The sequence below is a fragment of the Streptomyces sp. NPDC102451 genome, from assembly GCF_044765485.1.
In the GTDB taxonomy this organism is placed as follows: domain Bacteria; phylum Actinomycetota; class Actinomycetes; order Streptomycetales; family Streptomycetaceae; genus Streptomyces.
In genome coordinates this window covers 599,882-616,643 of record NZ_JBIWKD010000002.1, presented here as the reverse complement: position 1 = coordinate 616,643, position 16,762 = coordinate 599,882, and the positions used below count along the sequence as shown (strand labels likewise).

The following is a 16,762-nucleotide window of genomic DNA, read 5'->3' as shown; positions in this document are numbered from 1 at the left end:
GGAATTGCCGCGCTCAACTCGACGGAAATCACGGCACATTGGCACCGGGCGTATCCGGGGCCTCGGAGAACTCCTCGGGAAACCCCTCGGAATACATGCGGAGACCCGCATCGCAGCCATCATGCGGCAGGGCTCCGGGCCGAGGAATCCATGGTCCTCCGCCCGGCGCCGGAATGTGAGGAACTTGTGGTCGACGGCGTGGCGGAAGGCAATCCATGTGGACACGCGAGCGAGTCATACGTGTTTTCCCACGCGTGTTCTGCCACAGTGCAGTTCGGTTTATCCGCTTGATCTCCTCCGCCCGATTCCTTGCCGCCGGTGTTTACCCGAACCGGCTCTTCGGAGGCATGTGAAAGAGAGCCGTGCGTGCTGCAGAAGAGTTGCACCGACGAAAGCCGACTGACGGTCCTCCACCTGGTCCAGCCCGTGGAGGGCGGAGTCGCGCGGGTCGTGACCGACCTCGTCGCGGCGCAGGTCCGGGCAGGGCTGCGGCCCGTCGTGGCCTGCCCGCCGGACGGGCCGCTGGCGGCCGGGGCGTCCACCGCGGGAGCGCGGGTGTGGGCCTGGCCCGCGGAGCGCGCCCCCGGCCCCCGGACCGGCCGGGAGGTCCTCTCGGCGAGCCGCCTGATCCGTACGTGCGCTCCCGACGTGATCCACGCCCACAGCGCCAAGGCGGGGCTCGCCGGACGGCTGGCCGTGCGCGGCCGGGTTCCGACGGTGTTCCAGCCGCACGCCTGGTCGTTCGAGGCCCTGGAGGGCAGGGCCGCCGGACTGGCCACGGCGTGGGAGCGGTTCGGGGCCCGGTGGAGCCACCGCATCCTCTGCGTCAGCGAGTCCGAGCGGCTGGCCGGGCAGCGCGCGGGCATCACGGCACGCTGGTCGGTCATCCACAACGGCATCGACCTCGGCCGCTTCCGGCCTGCCGGCCGGGACTCCGCCGCCTCGGCCCGTGCCTCGCTCCCGCTGCTCGACGGGGTCCCGGCCGATGTGCCGCTCGTCGTGTGCATCGGACGCCTGAGCCGGCAGAAGGGCCAGGACGTCCTGCTGCGGGCCTGGCGGGCCGCGGCGCCGGGGCGTGCGCGGCTGGTCCTGGTCGGCGACGGACCGTACGCGGACGAGCTGCGCCGCAACGCGCCGCCCGGTGTGCTGTTCACGGGGGCGAGTGCGGATGTGCGGCCCTGGATCCACGCGGCGGACCTACTGGTTCTCCCTTCGCGCTGGGAGGGGATGGCGCTGGCCCCCCTCGAGGCGATGGCCTGCGGCACGCCCGTCCTGCTGACCGATGTCGACGGAGCCAGGGAGAGCCTGCCGCCCGGCCACCTGCCCCACTGCCTCGTGCCGCCCGAGGACCCCGCGGCCCTCGCTGCGGCGCTCACCACACTGCTGGACGATCCGGCGCTGCGTACGGAGCTGGGCCGCACGGCGCAGAGCCGTACCCGGGAGGTCTTCGACGTGACGAAGACCGCCGGTGCGGTCCTGCACCTCTACGAGGAACTTGTCGGCCAGTCCCGCCCCACGACGAGGAAGCGCACCGAGCGATGACGACGGAGAGTGCACCTGCCCCCCGAGCCGCCCAGGCAACCGCCGTACGGCGTGCGGCTCCCGCGATCCGCCCGCCGCGCAGCGGCAGGGAGGGCGCGCCGGCCCCGCGGACCGCCGGAGGCCTCGGGCGCCACCGGGCCCCGGTCGCGCTCATGGCCTCCGACACGCTCGCGCTCGGTCTGGCGGTGGCCCTGGTCGCCCCCGGCCCGTGGCCCCCGGCCGTGGCCCTGCTGCAGGCCGCCGTCCAACTGCTCCTGCACGCCTACCGGGGCCTCTACCGGGCCGGGTTCTCCCCCTCCGCGCTGGCGGAACTGCCCGCACTCGCCGGGCTGGCCGTGGTGCAGTGGTACGTCGTCGCCGAGGTGGTGTCCACGTACGACCCGCGCCACACCGCCGGGTGGGTGGCACTCGGCTGCGCGGCTGGCCTCCAGACCCTGGTGAGCTGCGGGGCGCGCACCGTCGTCCACCGGTCACGGCTGTGGTCGGCCGCGCGTCATCCGCGGTCCACGCTGGTGGTCGGCGACGGGCCGGTCGCCGACCGGGTCATCGCCGTTCTGCAGGAGCACACGCGGTACGGGATGCGGCCGGTCGGCCGGGTGGTGGGCTCCGGCCCGGACGCGGACGGGACGGCGGAGGCGCCCGCGGGCGAGGCGCCGCTTCCCGTCCTGGCGTCGGTGCAGGACGCCGCCCGGGCCGTCGTGCAGAACTCGGTGCGGCACGCCGTCTTCACGGTGCCGCCCGAGGCGGCGTCCGACGGGGCGGAACTCTTCGCGCTGTTCGCGCGGCACAACTGCCGGGTGTGGCTGATCACCGATCAGGGAACGGTCGCGCGGTACCGGACCGCGCCCCGGCCCGACCATGTGTGGGGCTTCGCCGCCCACGCGCTGCATGCCGGCACCCACCGCCCCGTGGCGCACCGGGTGAAGCGGGCCATGGACGCCGTCCTCGCCACGGTCGCCCTGGTCGCGGCCTCCCCTGTGATGGCCGTCTGCGCTCTCGCCGTGCGTGTGTGCGACGGCCCGGGCGTCATCTTCCACCAGGAGCGGATCGGCCGGCACGGACGTCCGTTCGTCCTGCTGAAGTTCCGGACCCTGCGCCCGGCCGACGCGCACGAGTCGGCCACCCGGTGGAACGTATCGGAGGACGACCGCATGAGCCGAGTCGGCAGGACGCTGCGCAGGACGTCGCTCGATGAGCTGCCGCAGCTCTGGAACGTCGTACGCGGCGACATGAGCCTGGTCGGGCCGCGCCCCGAACGCCCCTACTTCGTGCAGCAGTTCAGCCACGTGCATCCCGGATACCGGTCCCGGCACCGGATGCCCGTCGGCATCACCGGGCTGGCCCAGGTGCACGGTCTGCGCGGCGACACCTCCATCGAGGACCGGGCCCGCTTCGATAACCGGTACATCGAGACGTGGTCGCTGTGGCAGGACCTGTGCGTGCTGGCGCGCACGGCCGGCTCGGTGTTCCGGCTCGGGGGCAGCTGAACCGTGACGCTCACCGTGACCACGGCACCGGTCGTGCCGGCCACCGAGGAGAAGGCGCCCCCGCGCCGCTGGGGCAGCCGTTGGCCGTTGCTGCCGTTGATCGCGACGGTCCTGCTCGTGGCCGTCCCGGCCGAAGGCGGGGAGCCCTGGGTCCTGGCCGGCGTACCGGCGGCCGATCTCGTCTCGGGTGTGACCGTCCTCGTCTGCGCGGGCCTCCTGCTGTTCCTGCGGCGGCGCCCGCTCACCCCGGCCGCGGCGGTCGTGCTGGGGCTTCCGGCCGTGGGCCTCGCCCTGGCCACGGTCACCGCCGCCGACCCGGTGGCGGCCCTGCCGGGCTTCGTGCGGTACCTGCAGATCTTCGTCCTCGTGCCGGCCGCGGTCCTTCTCCTGGTGCGGGACGCCGCAGGGTTCCGGGCGGTCGCGGGCGCACTCGTGCTGCTGGCGGTCGTCCAGGGTACGACGGGGGTCCACCAGTACGTCACCGGCACCGGCGCCTCCTACATGGGCGAGAACATCCGCGCCGTAGGGACGTTCGGCCCCGGCGACGTGATGGGCATGGCCACGGTCGTCGGCTACGGCCTGGTGGCGGCCGCCGCGTACGCCCTCCGCATCCCGGCCGGCACGCCTCGCCGGCTGAAGCCGTGGGCCGCCGTGACCGCCGCGCTGCTGGTCGTCCCGCTCACGCTGTCCTTCAGCCGGGGAGCGTGGATCGCTACGGCGGCGGGGACCCTCGCCGTGATCGCGCTCACCGGGCTCCGGCAGGCCGTCCGGGCCCTGGCGGTGCTGGGCGCGGCCGGAGTGGTCCTGGTCGGTGGTCTCGGCGTCGGGTCCGAGATGATCTCGCAGCGGCTCACCAGCATCACCGAGGTGACCAGCGCACCCGACAGGTCGGTCAACGACCGCTACACCATGTGGGCCGCCGCGGCGGGGATGTGGCGCGAGCACCCCGCGGCCGGCGTCGGCCTCAAGGGCTTCCCCGCGCACCGTGACGGGCACGCCTCGATCGGGCTCTCCTCCGGCAGCGACACGGCGGGCGCCGGTCAGGAGTTCCGTAAGCAGCCGCTGCTCTCCCCCCACAACATGTATCTGCTGGTGCTCAGCGAGCAGGGGCTCATCGGCTTCACCGCGCTGGTGGGCTCCTGGGCGGCGCTGCTGGTCGGCGGGGTGCGCAGGCTGATGCTCGCGCGGGCCCGGGGAGAGGCCGCCGTCGACTGCGGTCTCGCCGCCGTCGGGCTGATGACCTGGCAGACGGTCGACTTCCTGTACGCGGACATCGGGGGGCCCTCCACCGTACTGACCGGGATCGTGCTCGGCCTCGCCGCGTGGTGGGCGCTGGCCGCGCCGGAGAGGACGACCGCCGCGTGAGCGGGACAGTCACGGACACCGCGGTCATCGGAACATCCACGCCTGATGTTCCGGTACGGCCCGGGCGCTTCCTGGCCCGGGCGGCGGGCGGCGCCGCGGGACTCACCGTGGTCGCCGCCCTGCTCGGACTCGTACGGGACCAGGCCGTCGCCCGGCTCTTCGGGGCCAGCCATGCCAGCGACGCCTTCCTGATCGCCTGGACGGTGCCGGAGATGGCGGCCACGCTGCTGATCGAGGACGGCATGGCACTGCTGCTCGTGCCCGCGTTCAGCCTGGCGCTGACCCGGCGGGCCGCCGGCGGCCATGCGCAGGACCCGGTCCGGGTCCTGGTGGCCGACACCCTTCCCCGGCTGTTCGCCGCGCTGGCCTGCGCGGGAGGGCTGCTGGTCTGGGGAGCCCCCTGGGCCGTCGGCATCCTGGCCCCCGGGCTGGACGATCCCCGGCTCGCGGTGGACTGCACGCGTCTGACGGCCGTCACGGTGCTCACCTTCGGCATCACGGGGTACTTCAGCGCGGCGCTGCGGGCGCACGGCCGGTTCCTGGCGCCGGCCGGGGTCTACATCGCGTACAACGTCGGCATCATCGGGATGACGCTCGCGCTGCACTCCGTCTGGGGGGTGCGTGCCGCCGCCGCGGGGGTCGCCGTCGGCAGCGTGCTGATGATCCTGACGCTGCTGCCCACGTTCGTCCGGCTGGTGCCGGGGCGGCGCGGGAAACCGGCGGCCCGGGAGCGGGGTTCCGGTTCCGCACTTCTCGGGGCGACGGTCCTGGCGCCGGTCGTCCTGTTCGTGGTGAGCCGTCAGTCGCAGGTCTTCGTCGAGCGGTTCCTCGCGTCGTCGCTGCCGGACGGGGCCATCTCCCATCTGAACTACGCGCAGAAGGTCGCGCAGCTGCCGATGGTGCTGTCCATGATGATCTGCACGGTGACCTTCCCCGTCGTCGCGCGGGCCATGGCCTCCGGGGACCGTGAGGGTGCCCGGAAGCGGGTCGAACGTGATCTCGCCCTGGCCGGGACCGTGGTCCTGCTGGGCACGGCGACGGTGCTCGGCTGTGCCCACCACATCGTCGAAGTCCTTTTCCAGCGCGGTGCGTTCGACTCCGCGGACACCGCCGCCACCGCCGGGGTCATGCGGGTCTACGCGCTCGGCCTGCTCGGCCACACGCTGGTCGGCGCCCTGTGCCGGCCGTTCTTCTCGGCCGGCCGGCCGACCTGGTACCCGCTCGGCGCGATGGGCGCCGGGCTCCTGGTCACCACCGCCGCCGGGGCGCTCCTGACCGGTCCCTTCGGCGTGAACGGCATCGCGGCCGCCAATGCCGTCGGCATCAGCACGGCCGCCCTGCTGATGCTCCTGGGGCTGGGCAGGCGGGCGGTCGCCGTACGGGCGGGGGCCGTCGCCCTCTCCCTCGCGCGGCCGGCCGCGGCGGCGGCCGTCGCCGCGGCGGCCGGCCGGCTGGCCACGGACCTGGTGCCCGGTCCGGTGCCCGGCCTGGCGGCCGGCTGCCTCGCCGTACCCGTGGCGTTCCTTCTCGCCGGGCTCGTGCTCCGGATGCCCGAAGCCGTCCAACTCCCGGCACTCATCCGACGGAGGTTCCCTCATGGCCGCTGACACCTCGGCACCCCGCGCCCGGACGCCCCGCCTCCGGACCCGGCCGTGGATCCTGACCTACCACTCGGTGACCGATCCCACGGAGGATCCGTACGGCATCACCGTCTCCGCCGACCGCCTGGACGAGCAGCTGACCTGGCTGCGGCGACGGGGGCTGACCGGTGTGGGGGTAGCGGCGCTGCTGCGGGCGCGGGCCGCCGGGAAGCGGGGGCTGGTCGGGCTCACGTTCGACGACGGGTACGCCGACTTCCTCGACGAGGCGCTCCCGGTGCTGCTCGCGCACGGCTGCACCGCGACGGTGTTCGTCCTTCCCGGCCGGCCCGGCGGCTCCAACACCTGGGATCCGCTCGGCCCGCGCAGACCGCTGCTGACCGAGGAGGGCATCCGTACGGTCGCGGCGGCGGGGATGGAGGTCGGCTCGCACGGGATGCTCCACCGGGATCTGACGGCACTGTCCGACGACGAGCTCCGGCAGGAGACGCACGGCAGCCGGGACGCGCTGCACCGCCTGGTCCGGCAGGCGCCGTCCGGCTTCTGCTACCCGTACGGCACGGCCGACCGGCGGGTGGTCGAGTCCGTGCGGGACGCGGGGTACGCCTATGGGTGCGCCCTCGCCCCCGGCTCCCTGTCGGGACCGCTCGCCCTTCCCCGCACGCATGTCAGCCATGCGGACCGGGGGGCCCGTCTGCGCGCCAAGGAGATCAGGCACCGGCTGCGGAACCGCTCCGCCGGCGCCACGGGGCCGGGTGACGCCGGGTGAGGGCGCTGCACGTCATCACCGGCCTCGGCGTCGGCGGGGCCGAGCAGCAGTTGCGTCTGCTGCTGCGTCATCTGCCGGTGCGCTGCGACGTCGTGACGCTCACCAACCCGGGGGCGGTCGCGGACGGGCTGCGCGCCGACGGTGTCCGTGTCCGGGATCTGGGGATGAGGAGCAACCGGGACCTCGGCGCCGTACCCCGGCTGGCCCGTCTCATCCGCCGCGGCTCCTACGACCTGGTGCACACCCACCTCTACCGGGCCTGTGTCTACGGCCGGATCGCGGCGCGCCTCGCCGGGACCACCGTGGTGTCGACGGAGCACTCGCTGGGGCGCGCGGAGATCGAGGGGAGGCCGCTCACCCGTGGCACCCGGGAGCTCTATCTGCGCACCGAGCGGCTCGGGGCGGCGACGGTCGCCGTCTCCGACACCGTCGCGGGCAGGCTGCGCGACTGGGGTGTGCCGGCCGCCCGGATCCACACCGTGCCCAACGGCATCGATGTGGCCGCCTTCCGCTTCGACGGCGCCCGACGGCAGGCCACCCGGGCCGCGCTGGGACTTCCCGGTACGGCCTTCGTCGTGGGGGGCGTGGGCAGGCTCGTTCCCGGCAAACGCTTCGACCTGCTGATCCGTGCCGTCGCCGCCCTCCCCGGCGCCTGGCTGGTCCTTGCCGGGGAGGGACCGGAGGCCGTTGCGCTGCGCGCTCTCGCCGTCCGGCTCGGTGTGGCCGGCCGCGTCAGGTTCCTCGGCGAGTGCGGCGCCCCGGGAGGTGCCGGTCCCGGCATCCCCGCGGTGCTCGGCGCCGTCGACACGTTCGTCTCGGCGTCCCGCGAGGAGTCCTTCGGTCTCGCCGTCGTCGAGGCCCTGGCCGCCGGACTGCCCGTGGTGCACGCGGCGTGCCCCGCCGTCGAGGACCTCCCGGCGGGCCAGGCGCCGGGCGCCGTCCGCATCGGCGCCGCATCAGGTGCCGCAGATCCCATGGAGGAGCTGACGGCCGCACTGCGGCACCTCATGGAGAGCGGCGTCCGGAGGCTGCCGCCGCCTCCCGCAGTGGACCACTACGACATCAGGCTCAGCAGCCGGCGCCTCATGGACGTCTACGCACAGGCCATCGACACCACCACCGTCACCACGACCGAGAGAGCACTCCCATGACCGAGTCGCCCGAGCAGCAGCCGGCCGTCCCCGGACGGCTGCGCAGGCTCCGCCCCACATCCGTACGGACCGGCTGGTGGCCCCTGCCCGCCTGCGTCCTGCTCGGAGCCGCCTGCGGATTCTCGTACGGCATGCTCGCCGAGCCCGAGTACGCGGCCACCAGCTACGCCATGGTCACCGCAGGCAAGGACATCGATCCGGCCGCGGCCCTGGGCTACGCGCAGTCGTACGGCCGCCTGGCCACCAGCGACGCCACCCTCTCTTACGCCAAGGGAGCCGCCGGGGAACCCGTGCGCGAACTGCGCACGCACGTACGGTCCGAGACCTCCCCCGACTCGCCCATGATCGCGGTCACCGGTACCTCGGCCGACCGGGGCCGTGCCGCGGACATCGCCAACGCGGTGACCGAGGCCGTGGTCGTGAGCAGCGGGCACGTCGCGAAGGACACCGGTGTGAAGCTGATCAAGTTCTCGCACGCCGTACCGCCCGTCGATCCCGTGTCCCCCTCCGTGCCGCTCGGCACGGCCGTGGGCGCCGCCGCGGGCGGACTGGTCGGTGGGCTGGTCCTGCTCGTCCGCCCCCGGCACGGGCGCCGGGGCGTGACGGCCCAGGTGCCGGGCCCCTCCCTGGGTGGCACCACCGGCGAACGGGAGCTCGTGCGATGAACATCGACCGTCGTGAGCGGCTCACCGTGACCCTCTGCAGGGACCTGCCGGACTTCGCGGACCTCGCCCCGGAGTGGGACGCGCTGCACCGCAGGTGTCCCACCGCCACTCCGTTCCAGAGCCACGCGTGGCTCCACTCGTGGTGGCTCTCCTACGGGGCTCCCGGCCGGCTCCGCGTCGTACTGGTGCGCCGGGGCGGACGGCTGATCGGCGCGGCGCCGCTGATGCTCGTGCACCGCCCGATGCCTCTGCTGGTGCCGATGGGCGGGGCGATCTCCGACTACTTCGACATCCTGGTGGACGGCGAGGACACCCCGGCGGCAGTCACCGCGCTGGAGCGCGGGCTCCACCGGGCGGCCGCGCACACCGTCGTGGACCTGCGGGAGGTCCGGCCGGACGCCTCGGCGCACCTGCTGTTCGAGGCGTGGTCCGGCGCTCGCAGCAGCCGGGCGGACTCGACGTGCATGGAGCTGCCCGCCGAGCCGATCGAGGCGCTCATCGGGCGGATGACCGGTTCGCGCGCCCAGCGGACGCGGGCCAAGCTACGCAGGATCGACACCCTGGGCATCGAGTGCCGTACCGCACCCGTGCACAGGGTGGCGGGTGCGATCGGCACCCTGCTGCGGCTGCACGAGCTCCAGTGGCTCGGCAGAGGGGTCAACCCCGAGCACCTGCGACCCCGGTTCTGCGCGCATCTGGTGCGCTCCGCCCGCCGGATGGTGCGCGACGGCGAGGCCTCGGTCAGGGAGTTCCTGCTCGACGGGGAGGTGGTGGCCGCCGACGTGTCGTTCCGGTCGGCGCGGCTGACCGGGGGGTACCTCTACGGGGCCGATCCCCGGCTCAGGGAGACGAAGGTGGACGTCTCCTCGATGCTGCTGCGCGAGATCGCGCGGGAGGCCGACGGCCTGGACCGCGGCGTGCTGAGTCTGCTGCGCGGCTCGGAGCAGTACAAGAACCACTGGGGCCCGGTACCGGTCGTCAATCAGCGGCTGATGCTGGCCCGTTCCGCGCTGGAACCACTGCTGCGGCTTCGCGAGACACAGGTGACGGTCCGGGACCGGGCGGCCGGGACGATGAAGTCCCGGCTTCCCGCCGCACGGGAGTGGCGTGCGCGGATCGGCGAGCTGCCCGCGGCAGGGGCCGCGCTCATCGGCCGGAGTTGAGCCGTGATGATGAGTTTTGAGTCGATCCGTTACCGTCTGTCGACTTTCGCGTTGTCAGGGCATACCGGTCGCGCGCTTGCGACCGGGTTCACCCCTCTCAAGGAGAACTGATGTCGCGTATCTCGAAGGTGGCCGCCGTCATGGCAGGTACCGGTGCCCTGATCGCCGGCGGTGCCGGCATGGCTACCGCCGACTCCGGGGCGGAGGCCGTCGCGGCCCACTCCCCCGGCGTCGTTTCGGGCAACGCCGTCCAGGTGCCCGTACACATCCCGGTCAACGTCTGCGGCAACACGGTGAACGTGATCGCCCTGCTGAACCCGGCGTTCGGCAACACCTGCGTGAACGTTTCGGACAGCCACGAGGGCGACCACGGCTACGGCCACTGATCTCCCCGAGGCACCGTCCGGGCCTCCTCCCTCCGCGTTCCGCGCGGCGGGAGGAGGCCCGTCCCCGTTCGGCGGGGCGCCGCTCAGACGTACCGGTAGTGCCTGCTGTGGTCCATCAACTCCGACGGCGCGACGTCCCACGGCGGCATGGGCTGGTCGAGCGCGAAGATCCGGTCCCGCTGCGGATCGTCGGCGGGGAGCTCTCGGGCGGGCAGGTAGCGGGAGCCCGGATGCGCCTGCTGCCAGCGGGCCCACAGCAGGTCGATGAAGGCGTGGTGCAGCCAGAAGACCGGGTCGTCGGGCGACGCGGCGCCCGCCATCGACCCGCCGATCCAGCGGTGCACCTGGTTGTGGTTGGCCACCCCGGGGCCCCCGCTGATGCCCCAGCCCTCGAGCCCGTTCCGGAAGCCGGTGGTGCTGAGGCTGTTCCAGGGCGCGGCGTCGTACACCGGGTCGCTCAGGGCACGGTCCACGTCCGCCGCCGTGGGCAGCGTGACGGGCGCGGAGGGCCGGCCGAAGTTGCGCCGCAGGAAGGGGTCGTCGGTCACTGCGGCGCTGATCCGCCAGTTCCCCTGACGGTAGGCGAACGGCCCGGTCATCACCTGCCGGTCCCCCGGCCTGCCGTTGCCGCCGAGGAGGTCCTCCGCCCAGAGCGACGAGCTCGTCGTGTTGTCCCTCGTCCAGTCCCAGTAGGGGATCGACACTCGGGGATCGACGGCCTGCAGCGCCTCCTCGAACTCCAGGAGATATCTGCGGTGCCAGGGGAGGAAGGACGGGGTCATGTGGGCGGGCCGTGGCCTGCTCTCGGCGTCGGTGACGTAGTACTGCCGGTGCAGGCTGACGAAGTCGTCGTAGCGGCCCGTTCGTTTCAGCTCCAGGATCGCGTCGACCAGACGCTTCTTCTCGGTGCGCGTGAGGTCACGCTGGTTCTTGCGGCTGTACACGCGTGCTCGTCCTTAAGGCTCAGATGGTGTGCGGGGAGGCGGCCGGCAGCTGTGCGGTGCCGAGTTCGTCGACCGCAGCGCGGGCCGTCGCGAGGAGGGTGGGGAACGACTCGTAGTGGTTGACGGTGCTGAGATAGCTCCCGTCGGCGCGCCTCATCACGTGCAGCGCCCTCCCGTCGACGCTGACCTCGGTGCCGGGTGCCGCGGCGGCTCCTGACCCGTCGGCGTGCGGGTGTGCGCCGGCCGGCACCATGACCGTGACCGTGCCCCGGATCTCGCGGCCCTTGTACAGCTCGGAGAATCGCTCGGGCCCCACTGCGTCGCGCTCCTGGGAGGCGCCTGCGGGCCCCTGGGCCCCGAGGAGGACCGGGGCGAGCGCGCCGCCGGTCCCGGCGATCACGGCTGCGGTGAAGGCGGTGCGCAGCACCGCGCGGCGGGCCGGCCGCGGGGCGCGGGACCGCTCCGGTTCCGTGCTCGTGCCGTCGGTCGGATTCATGGTGGGTGTACCTCCCTCTCGTCCGCTGCTGCGAGGTGTCTCGCTCGAGTGGGCAACGAGACGGTGCGCGAACGGTTCTCATCCGCAGGACATCACGCGACCGTGGGAATTCCGCGGCGCTCTCCGGACGTGTCGGCCGTACGGCGGCGTCCGCCGGGTGAGCATGGCCCTCCGAACTCCCGGAGGTTGTGCATGAACGTGCCGACACAGGTGCCCGCGGTCCGTGTGCGAGCGACGGCCGGAGCCGATCTGGCCGACCCGGCGTTCTGGCGGCTGCCACGGTCCCGGCGGCTGTCCGAGTTCGCCCGGCTGAGGGAGCTGGACGCACCGGTCCGCTTCACTCCTCGTACGGGGTCGCGCACACCGTTCTACGCGGTGGTGAGGCACGCGGACGTGAAGGCGGCCAGCCGGCAGCCGCAGGTCTTCGCCAGCGCACCGGGGGTCACGACTCCGGAACCGGCTCCCTGGGCCAAGGCGGTGTTCGGCAACTCCATGGTCAACATGGACGGTGCCGAGCACGCGGGGCTGCGCAGGACCATCTCCCGCGCCTTCACGCCGAGGCTGCTCGCCGCCGCCGAGGAGAACATCGGCGCCGTCGCCCGGCGGCTCGTGGACGAGATGGTCGCCGGGGGGCCGGGTGACTTCATGCGCTCGGCGCCCTCCCGCATGCCGTTCGAGGTCATCTGCGACCTCATGGGCATCCCCGGGCGCCATCGGGCCCGGATCGCGGCGCGCATCGACCACGCGTCGGAGTACGTCGGGGTACAGCGGCGTGGCCGCGCCAGGCTGCGGATCCCCGGGCGCGGACTGCGCTCCCTGGCCCGCATGCAGCTGGAGATGGCGGGCATCGCCCGGGAGCGCCGCCGCGTCCCGGCGGACGACGTGATCTCGGCACTCGTCCGCGCCGACGTCGGCGGACTGGCGCTGTCCTCGCGTCAGCTCGGCGCGTTCTTCTCCCTGCTGCTCGTGGCCGGGGTGGAGACCACGCGGAACGCGATCGCCCACGGGCTGGTCCTGCTGACGGAGCATCCGGAGCAGCGGGCCCTCCTGGAGTCCGACTTCGACCGTTACGCCGACGGCGCGGTCGAGGAGATCGTCCGGCACTCGACGCCGATCATCCAGTTCCGCCGGACGGTGGCGGCCGAATGCACGCTCGGCGGTCACGTCTTCCTGCCCGGGGAGAAGGTCGTGCTCCTCTACGCGTCCGCGAACCGCGACGCGTCCGTATTCGAGGACCCCGATTCCTTCGACATCACCCGTTCGCCCAATCCGCACCTGGGATACGGCGGCGGGGGCCCTCACCACTGTCTGGGGGCTCATCTCGCGAAGCTGGAGCTGAAGACCCTCTTCCGCGAAATGCTCACGCGGCAGGGAGGCGTCAGGGCTGCGGGGGAACCGGATCTGGTCGATTCGAATTTCGACAACCGCGTCCGTTCCCTTCCTTTCACCTTCGGAATGTGTCACCCGAATGGATCGCTCTGAACCGACGCGTGTCGCGAATGGTCTATTCACGGACGGCCCACAGCCCATTGTTGAATGTTTTTCCTTAGGGTCGGCAGGGTCGGAGTCAGGCCGTAATCCAAGGAGGAGCCGTGCCCGTACAGCGCCGTTTCATGAAGGTCGGCGTCGGGGCGACCGCGCTCTGCCTCCTCGTCGGCGGTGCGGTCATCGCCGATCGTGACGCAGCGGACACCCAGGCCGGCAAGGGCGTGGCTCAGCAGGCGCCGGATCCGGCCACGACGACCGCCATCGGGGCCTATCTGGACTACGGGCCGAAGGGCGTGCAGCGGATGGGAGAGCTGTCCCGCTGGCTCGGCGGTACGGAGATGCGCGTCGGGCACAGCTATCTTCCGGGCGACGTGTGGGAGAACATCGAGGGCAGCCCCGGCTTCCTCGCCTCGTGGGCGGCCTGGCGGAGAGCGGCCGAGGACCGGATGTTCGTACTCAACACGCCGATGCTGGAGCGGAACGAGGGGCATGTCCCCGACGGCGAGGTGCGCGGCCTGCTGCGGGCGGGCGCCGAGGGGCGGTTCGACGAGCACTTCCGCCGCCTGGCCGAGCGTCTGGTCATGCTGGGCATCCCGGACACGGTGATCGTCCTCGGCTGGGAGATGAACGGGACGACGTACACCCACCGGTGCGGTCCCGATCCCGCCGCGTGGAGGGCGTACTGGAAGCGCATCGTCACCACGATGAGGTCCGTGTCCGGCCAGGAGTTCCGCTTCGACTTCGCACCGAGCAGGGGGCGGGACGCCGTGCCCTGGACCGAGTGCTACCCGGGCGACGACGTCGTGGACATCATCGGCATGGACTCCTACGACCAGCCTCCGGCGCGGACCTTCGACGAGCAGGTGAACGAACCGTACGGCCTGCAGAAGCAGGTCGACTTCGCGGCCGAGCGCGGCAAGCCGATCTCGTTCCCGGAGTGGGGGCTGTTCCGCAACGGCGACAACCCCGAGTACATGCGCCGGATGCTGGAGTGGATCGAACGGCACAAGCCGGTGTACCAGACGATCACGGACTACTGTCCGCACGGGGTGTGGCAGTGCTCCGACAACCCCGAGTCGTCCCGGGTGTACCGCGAGATGCTGAGCGGCCTGCCGAATGCGACGGAGCCCTCGGCGCCCGCTCCGGAGCCGAGCGGGACACCGACGGCACCGAAGCCCGACAAGCCCGCGCCGACGGTTCCCGCACCGGACACGAACGAGTCCGGATGGTGCTTCACCATCCCGCTGGGCGACTGGTTCGGCCAGTGGCTCAGCGGCCGCGAGTTCTGCGTGGGCGGCTGAGGGCGGCTCTCCCGCGGTGCCCCGGACGAGCTCCCGCGGGTCCATGTGATGCCGCGCCACCTGCCGTGCATCGTCCGGCTGACCGGGGGCAGCCGGACCTTCGGCGTGTGGCTCGCCTGCGCCGCGGCTCGGGGAGACCGGCGGGGCAGTGGTCCCTGCGCGTGACCGGGCGGCGGGTTGCACGGTCGTCCGACGCGTCGCTTCCCGATCACCCCGGTCTCTCCGATACTGGGTTCCGAACGACCTGAGACCGGAGAACCGGATCCACGCCGACGGCCGGGCAGCATCAGCGGCCCGCCGTTGCTCTCCCCAGGAGGAAACGTTGCGCATGCTCATCAACGTGCCGGAGACCGTCGTCGCGGACGGACTCCGCGGAATGGCCGCCGCCCACCCGGAGCTCGTCGTGGACGCCGAGAACCGTCTCGTCGTCCGGCGCGACGCCCCGGTGGCCGGGAAGGTGGGACTCGTATCGGGCGGCGGCTCCGGGCACGAGCCGCTGCACGCGGGGTTCGTCGGGCCCGGGATGCTGTCCGCCGCGTGCCCCGGGGAGGTCTTCACCTCGCCGGTGCCCGATCAGATGGTCCGGGCGGCCGCCGCGGTCGACAGCGGCGCGGGCGTGCTGTTCGTCGTGAAGAACTACACGGGTGACGTGCTGAACTTCGACATGGCCGCCGAACTGGCCGAGGACGAGGGCGTCCAGGTCGCCCGGGTCCTGGTCGACGACGACGTGGCGGTGGCCGACAGCACCTTCACCGCCGGACGGCGCGGCACCGGGGCGACGCTGTTCGTCGAGAAGCTGGCCGGCGCCCTCGCCGAACAGGGGGCGCCGCTGGAGCGGGTGGAGGCCATGGCCCGGCGCGTGAACGAGTCCTCGCGGAGCTTCGGGGTGGCGCTCAGCTCCGTCACCACTCCGGCGAAGGGCACACCGACGTTCGATCTGCCCCCGGGTGAACTGGAATTGGGGATCGGCATCCACGGCGAGCCCGGCCGGGAGCGCCGGCCGATGATGACGTCCGGGGAGATCGCCGACGTCGTGGTCCACGCGGTGCTGGAGGATCTCCGGCCCAGCGGCCCCGTGCTCGTGCTGGTCAACGGGATGGGCGCGACGCCGTTGCTGGAGCTGTACGGGTTCAATGCCGAGGTGCAGCGGGTGCTGTCGGAGCGGGGTGTGGCGGTGGCTCGTACGCTGGTGGGCAGTTATGTGACGTCCCTCGACATGGCAGGCTGTTCGGTGACGCTCTGTCAGGTGGACGAGGAGATGGTGCGGCTGTGGGACGCACCGGTACAGACGCCCGCGCTCCGCTGGGGACGGTGACCGGGCCTTCCACCGTGTGTACGGACTTTCCACCCGTGTGTGAGGAACAGGAGATCTTGTGCTCGACACCGATTTCTTCCGTCGCTGGATGGCCGCCACCGCGGCTGCCGTCGACCGTGAGGCGGACCGGCTGACCGAGCTCGACGCCGCCATCGGGGACGCCGACCACGGGAGCAACATGCGGCGCGGTTTCGCGGCGGTGGACGAGGTCCTCGACAAGGCGGCGCCCGCGACACCGGGAGCGGTGCTGACGCTCGTCGGCCGCCATCTGATCTCGACCGTCGGCGGGGCGTCCGGGCCGCTGTACGGGACGCTGCTGCGCCGCACCGGAAAGGCTCTGGACGACGCGACGGAGGTGACGCGGGGTCAGCTGGCTGAGGCCCTCGGCTCGGGTGTCGCGGCGGTGGCACAGCTCGGCGGGGCGCAGGCCGGGGACAAGACGATGCTCGACGCGCTGCTGCCCGCCGTCGAGGTGCTGGGCTCCTCGTTCGAAGAGGCCCGTGACGCGGCGCTGGCCGGCGCTCTGGCGACCGTTCCGCTGCAGGCGCGCAAGGGCAGGGCCAGCTACATGGGCGAGCGCAGCATCGGGCACCAGGACCCGGGGGCCGCCTCGTCGGCGCTGCTGGTCGGGGCGCTCGCCGAGGCTGCGGAAGCGAGCGGCGGAGGCGACGCATGAGCGAGGAGAAGCAGGTCGGCATAGTGCTGGTCTCGCACAGCGGCCCGGTGGCGGAGGCCGTGGTCGAGCTGGCCAGAGGGCTGGCGGCCGGTGGCGCGACGGCACCGGTGGCGGCGGCGGGGGGCACCTCGGCCGGTGGCCTGGGGACGAGCGAGGAGCTGATCGCCGAGGCGGCGAGGACGGTGGACAGGGGGGTGGGGGTCGCGCTGCTCGTGGACCTCGGGAGCGCGGTGCTCACCGTGAAGTCCATGCTGGCCGAGGGCAATGAACTGCCCGAGGGTGCGCGGCTGGTGGATGCCCCCTTCGTGGAGGGTGCGGTGGCCGCGCTGGTGACGGCGTCGGCGGGGGGTGACCTGGACACCGTGGAGGCGGCGGCCACGGACGCGTACGGCTACCGGAAGGCATGAGGGAGCGCG

16 protein-coding genes are annotated in these 16,762 nt (G+C 72.8%); 14 read left to right on the top strand and 2 right to left on the bottom strand.

Annotation, left to right across the window (positions count from 1 at the left end):
• The first annotated feature begins 366 nt into the window (after positions 1–366).
• From ACIRD8_RS06230 to ACIRD8_RS06190, 9 genes are all read left to right on the top strand, one after another.
• Entirely contained in the window at positions 367–1,542 is a 1,176-nt protein-coding gene (locus tag ACIRD8_RS06230) for a glycosyltransferase family 4 protein (protein ID WP_403986849.1), read from the top strand.
• A complete protein-coding gene (locus tag ACIRD8_RS06225; RefSeq protein ID WP_403986846.1) occupies positions 1,539–3,029 on the top strand; it encodes a sugar transferase in 1,491 nt (496 codons plus the stop codon). The genes ACIRD8_RS06230 and ACIRD8_RS06225 overlap by 4 nt, the downstream gene beginning before the upstream one ends.
• A 3-nt stretch (positions 3,030–3,032) precedes the next feature.
• Positions 3,033–4,394 carry an O-antigen ligase family protein gene (locus ACIRD8_RS06220; RefSeq protein ID WP_403986843.1) on the top strand — a complete coding sequence of 454 codons (1,362 nt, stop codon included), beginning with the start codon at positions 3,033–3,035 and terminating at the stop codon, positions 4,392–4,394.
• A complete protein-coding gene (locus tag ACIRD8_RS06215) occupies positions 4,391–6,001 on the top strand; it encodes a lipid II flippase MurJ (RefSeq protein WP_403986840.1) in 1,611 nt (536 codons plus the stop codon). Before ACIRD8_RS06220 ends, ACIRD8_RS06215 begins: the two co-directional genes overlap by 4 nt.
• The gene (locus ACIRD8_RS06210; protein WP_403986837.1) at positions 5,991–6,761 is read left to right on the top strand and encodes a polysaccharide deacetylase family protein; all 771 of its coding nucleotides are present in this window, start codon (positions 5,991–5,993) and stop codon (positions 6,759–6,761) included. The genes ACIRD8_RS06215 and ACIRD8_RS06210 overlap by 11 nt, the downstream gene beginning before the upstream one ends.
• Positions 6,758–7,912: a glycosyltransferase gene (locus ACIRD8_RS06205; RefSeq protein ID WP_403986834.1), complete on the top strand. Its 1,155-nt coding sequence runs from the start codon at positions 6,758–6,760 to the stop codon at positions 7,910–7,912. Before ACIRD8_RS06210 ends, ACIRD8_RS06205 begins: the two co-directional genes overlap by 4 nt.
• Entirely contained in the window at positions 7,909–8,577 is a 669-nt protein-coding gene (locus tag ACIRD8_RS06200) for a YveK family protein (protein ID WP_403986831.1), read from the top strand. Before ACIRD8_RS06205 ends, ACIRD8_RS06200 begins: the two co-directional genes overlap by 4 nt.
• Positions 8,574–9,740, top strand: coding sequence for a GNAT family N-acetyltransferase (locus ACIRD8_RS06195; RefSeq protein WP_403986828.1), 1,167 nt, complete (start codon positions 8,574–8,576; stop codon positions 9,738–9,740). Before ACIRD8_RS06200 ends, ACIRD8_RS06195 begins: the two co-directional genes overlap by 4 nt.
• 110 nt (positions 9,741–9,850) lie before the next feature.
• A complete protein-coding gene (locus ACIRD8_RS06190; RefSeq protein ID WP_403986825.1) occupies positions 9,851–10,126 on the top strand; it encodes a chaplin in 276 nt (91 codons plus the stop codon).
• Positions 10,127–10,209: 83 nt separating this feature from the next.
• Here the strand turns inward: ACIRD8_RS06190 and ACIRD8_RS06185 are convergent, their stop codons facing one another.
• Positions 10,210–11,070, bottom strand: coding sequence for a tyrosinase family protein (locus ACIRD8_RS06185; protein ID WP_403986822.1), 861 nt, complete (start codon positions 11,068–11,070; stop codon positions 10,210–10,212).
• 19 nt (positions 11,071–11,089) lie between these two features.
• Positions 11,090–11,566 carry a tyrosinase family oxidase copper chaperone gene (locus ACIRD8_RS06180; RefSeq protein WP_403986819.1) on the bottom strand — a complete coding sequence of 159 codons (477 nt, stop codon included), beginning with the start codon at positions 11,564–11,566 and terminating at the stop codon, positions 11,090–11,092.
• Between the two features lie 192 nt (positions 11,567–11,758).
• Here ACIRD8_RS06180 and ACIRD8_RS06175 point away from each other — a divergent pair, with 192 nt between their 5' ends.
• The 5 genes from ACIRD8_RS06175 (at position 11,759) to ACIRD8_RS06155 (ending at position 16,753) form a co-directional block, all read left to right on the top strand.
• Positions 11,759–13,048: a cytochrome P450 gene (locus ACIRD8_RS06175; RefSeq protein ID WP_403986816.1), complete on the top strand. Its 1,290-nt coding sequence runs from the start codon at positions 11,759–11,761 to the stop codon at positions 13,046–13,048.
• Positions 13,049–13,158: 110 nt separating this feature from the next.
• A complete protein-coding gene (locus ACIRD8_RS06170) occupies positions 13,159–14,355 on the top strand; it encodes a glycoside hydrolase family 26 protein (protein WP_403986813.1) in 1,197 nt (398 codons plus the stop codon).
• A gap of 322 nt (positions 14,356–14,677) precedes the next feature.
• Positions 14,678–15,670, top strand: coding sequence for a dihydroxyacetone kinase subunit DhaK (dhaK, locus tag ACIRD8_RS06165; RefSeq protein ID WP_403986810.1), 993 nt, complete (start codon positions 14,678–14,680; stop codon positions 15,668–15,670).
• A gap of 58 nt (positions 15,671–15,728) precedes the next feature.
• Positions 15,729–16,346 (top strand): dihydroxyacetone kinase subunit DhaL, encoded by a 618-nt coding sequence (gene dhaL, locus ACIRD8_RS06160; protein WP_403986807.1) that lies wholly within the window; start codon positions 15,729–15,731, stop codon positions 16,344–16,346.
• Positions 16,343–16,753 (top strand): PTS-dependent dihydroxyacetone kinase phosphotransferase subunit DhaM, encoded by a 411-nt coding sequence (locus tag ACIRD8_RS06155; protein WP_403986803.1) that lies wholly within the window; start codon positions 16,343–16,345, stop codon positions 16,751–16,753. The genes dhaL and ACIRD8_RS06155 overlap by 4 nt, the downstream gene beginning before the upstream one ends.
• Positions 16,754–16,762: the final 9 nt, after the last annotated feature.